The following is a 3,462-nucleotide window of genomic DNA, read 5'->3' as shown; positions in this document are numbered from 1 at the left end:
AAGGAAACCCAAGTGGAAGACCCGGACAGACCGGGCGATCACGCATGCCCGCACACCCTCGTGACGTCAATCCCAGACGGGATCCACAAGCACAAACACACGCACAACGTCAACCGGTGGATTGAGGCTTAACGTGACTGTAGAGCCGGTCGGTGGACAGGTCATAGCCGGCCAGCAGGTGCCGGACCCCGTGCGGCCGCTTGTAGGTGGCCCGCCGGCGCCGCCGGCGGGGCTGGGCCTGGTCGCCAGCACCGACGGCGGCCGGCGCCCACTGGCGGCCGGGGTGGGGTTGCAGGTTGAGGGGCCCGAACTCGTCCATGCAGATCACCACCGTGGGATCGCCCTGGCCGGGGGCCTGTTTGCCGTCGGCGATCCGGTACAGCTCCAGGACGCGGTTCTTCTTGGCCTCATAGTCGGGATCAGTGCTGGTCTTCCACGTCTTGACGGCCTGGAAAGGAGACGCCCTCCTCACGCAGCAGGACCCGCAGGCCCTCGTGGGAGATGTCCTCGACCACCCCCTGCGCCACCAGGTAGTCGGCCAGCTTCGACAGGCTCCACGTCGAGAACGGTAACCCGTGATCACCCGGCCTGGCGAGCGCGATCTGCTTGATCGCGGCGCGCTGCTCGGGGTCGAACTTCGGCGGCCGGCCGCCGGCGTACTTGGGGCGCAGCGAGTCAAACCCATCAGCGGAGGGTGTCAGATGGTCTGTGTGGGAGGGGTCCCTGACTCGAAGGAGTAGAGACTGTGACGATGACGACGAACGACGAGACCGTGTCGGGGCCGTTCGGGGTGCCGGCCGAGCCGCGCCAGTCGGCGCGTGAGGCGATCCAGGACATGCTGGATGCTGGCCTGTTGGACGACTTGATGGGCCGGATCGATGACGGTGACCTGCAGTTGACCGGGGAGGGCGGTTTCATCCCGGAAATGATCAAGGCCGTCCTCGAACGTGGCCTGAACGCCGAATTGACCTCCCATCTGGGCTACGCCAAGGGCGACCCGGCGGGTCGGCAGTTGCCGAATTCGCGGAACGGGACGACCCCGAAAACCGTGCATTCCGAGGTCGGGTCGATTCCGTTGGACATTCCCCGGGACCGGCACTCAACGTTTGAACCGCGCGACGCATCGGCGGGCTGGCTGAGATGATCATCAGCCTGTACGCGGGCGGGATGACGATCCGGGACATCCAGGCCCACCTGGCCCGCACGATCGGCACCGAGTTGTCCCACGACACGATCAGCAAGATCACCGACGCCGTCCTGGAGGAGGTCAAGGCCTGGCAGTCCCGGCCGTTGGACCCGATCTACCCGGTCATCTACCTCGACGCGCTGGTGGTCAAGGTCCGCGACAGCCACCAGGTCCGCAACAAGGCCGCCCACATCGCCGTGGGGATCGACCTGGACGGGGTGAAACACGTCCTGGGGATCTGGGTCCAAACCACCGAAGGCGCGAAGTTCTGGGCCGGCGTGCTGGCCGAGCTCCGCAACCGCGGCATCCAAGACACCCTCATCGTGTGCTGCGACGGCCTCACCGGCTTCCCCGAGGCGATCGAGGCGACCTGGCCACAAGCGATCGTGCAAACCTGCACGGTGCACCTGATCCGCGCGTCGATGCGGTTCGTGTCCTACACCGACCGCAAGAAGGTCGCCGCCGCCCTGCGACCGATCTACACCGCCCCGACCGTCGAGGCTGCCGAGACCGCCCTGCTCGAATTCGCCGGCAGCACCCTGGGCAAGAAGTACCCCGCCACCGTGGCGACCTGGGAGAACGCGTGGGAACGGTTCATCCCGTTCCTGGAATTCCCACCCGAAGTAAGGCGGATCATCTACACCACGAATGCGATCGAATCACTCAACTACCAGCTGCGGAAGATCATCAAGAACCGTGGCCACTTCCCCAACGACGACTCGGTCGTGAAGCTGCTGTGGCTCGCGATCCGTGACATCGAGGACAAACGCGCCCGAGCCCGCGCCAAGGAAGCCGGCCGACCCAAGGACGAGCCCCGCAACGCACCGGGCTACCTCATCGAAGGTGAGGTTCCCCCCGGAGCGTAGAGGCATCCACAATGAGGAACGAGATGCCAGAGAAGCGCAAGAAGTACGACCGGGAGTTCCGTGAGGGAGCGGTCCGGATCGTCGAGGAGACGAACAAGCCGATCGCGCAGGTCGCTCGAGATCTGGGCGTGAACGAGGGCACCTTGGGCAACTGGGTCCAACGCGCCCGTGCCGCACGCGAGGGCCACGGCGAGCTGTCCAAGGACGACTACGAGGAGCTGAAGCGGCTACGCGCCGAGGTCGCCGAGCTGCGGATGGAGCGTGATGTCCTCAAGCGATCCGTGGTCCTGTGGGTGAAGGAGGCGACGAAGTGAGCGTGGCACGCTTCATCGCCGACCAGAGGACCAACTACGCCGTGCCACCCGCCCTTGTCTGCGCGCTGCTCGGAGTCTCCGAGGCGTGGTTCTACAAGTGGATCAAGCGCGCCGACGGCCCAGGCGCCGCAAGCGGGCTCTTCACCGACACCGACCGCCGCCGCGACACCGTCGACCGCGCCGTGAAGGTCGCGTTCAAGCAGGCCAAGGGCCTGCACGGCTCACCGCGCCTGCACGCCGACCTGCGCGAGGCCGGCTGGCAGATCAGCGAGAAGACGGTCGCCGAGTCGATGCGCCGCCAAGGCCTGGTCGCCCGCGTCATCAAGCGGCGCAGCGGCCTGACCAGGCAGGACAGGACCGCACCCAAGTTCCCGGACCTGATGCGTCGCGACTTCAGCGCGCCGGCGCCGAACTGCAAGTGGGTCGGCGACATCACCGAGATCCCCACGGCCGAGGGCAAGCTGTACCTGGCCACCGTCATCGACCTGTACTCGCGCCGGCTGCTCGGCGCGGCCACCAGCGCCCACCCCGACGCTGAGCTGGCGTGCGCGGCGATCCAGATGGCCCTCACCGCTCGCGGCGGCAAGGAGGCGATCCGGCGCGAGGACGAGTCCGACCGGGTCATCTTCCACACCGACCGGGGCTCGACCTACACGGCGACCTCGTTCATCCGGCTCTGCGCTGACCTGGGGATCCGCCAGTCGATGGGCCGGGTCGGGTCGTGCTTCGACAACGCCGCCGCCGAGGCGTTCTTCTCCTCCCTGGAGTGGGAGGTCCTGTCCCGGCAGGAGTTCGACACCCGGGCTCAGGCCCGGGCCGTGGTCATCGACTGGGCCTACGGGTTCTACAACCACCAACGCCGGCACAGCGCGGCTGGCATGATGTCACCGGTCAACTACGAGCAGTCCACCGCAGCGCCCGTCCCGGACGCCGCGTAGCCCGAAGCCCTCCACGATCTGGGGGGAACCACAACCACGGCCTCGTGCCCGCCGGTCACCCCGCCCGATCTGACCGTCTTCGCCCGCCTCGACGTGCTCGGGTTGCGGGTGACCGGCCAGCAGGTGTGGCCCGACAAGGCGATCCTGTTCTGCTCGCT

4 protein-coding genes and 1 pseudogene are annotated in these 3,462 nt (G+C 67.3%); 3 read left to right on the top strand and 2 right to left on the bottom strand.

The features are described 5' to 3' along the window. Window positions 1–109: 109 nt before the first annotated feature. Window positions 110–472, bottom strand: a complete 363-nt coding sequence (locus tag H5397_RS17165; protein ID WP_220492392.1) for a hypothetical protein — start codon at window positions 470–472, stop codon at window positions 110–112. Beyond that, window positions 420–671: a helix-turn-helix domain-containing protein gene (locus H5397_RS19240; protein WP_375539469.1), complete on the bottom strand. Its 252-nt coding sequence runs from the start codon at window positions 669–671 to the stop codon at window positions 420–422. The genes H5397_RS17165 and H5397_RS19240 overlap by 53 nt, the downstream gene beginning before the upstream one ends. Before the next feature lie 164 nt (window positions 672–835). On the opposite strand from H5397_RS19240, the pseudogene H5397_RS17155 reads away from it, so the two are divergent. The 3 genes and pseudogenes from H5397_RS17155 to H5397_RS17145 all read left to right on the top strand — a co-directional run bounded on the left by H5397_RS17155 (window position 836) and on the right by H5397_RS17145 (window position 3,304). Beyond that, a pseudogene (locus H5397_RS17155) lies at window positions 836–2,052 on the top strand (IS256 family transposase). Between the two features lie 23 nt (window positions 2,053–2,075). Further along, window positions 2,076–2,366 carry a transposase gene (locus H5397_RS17150; RefSeq protein ID WP_182818941.1) on the top strand — a complete coding sequence of 97 codons (291 nt, stop codon included), beginning with the start codon at window positions 2,076–2,078 and terminating at the stop codon, window positions 2,364–2,366. Continuing rightward, window positions 2,363–3,304, top strand: a complete 942-nt coding sequence (locus tag H5397_RS17145) for an IS3 family transposase (protein ID WP_182818939.1) — start codon at window positions 2,363–2,365, stop codon at window positions 3,302–3,304. Before H5397_RS17150 ends, H5397_RS17145 begins: the two co-directional genes overlap by 4 nt. Window positions 3,305–3,462 lie beyond the last annotated feature (158 nt).

Source organism: Propioniciclava sp. MC1683, assembly GCF_014164675.1.
Lineage (GTDB): Bacteria > Actinomycetota > Actinomycetes > Propionibacteriales > Propionibacteriaceae > Propioniciclava.
The sequence above is the reverse complement of the archived record's forward strand: the minus strand, read 5'-3'. Positions and strand labels throughout refer to the sequence as shown.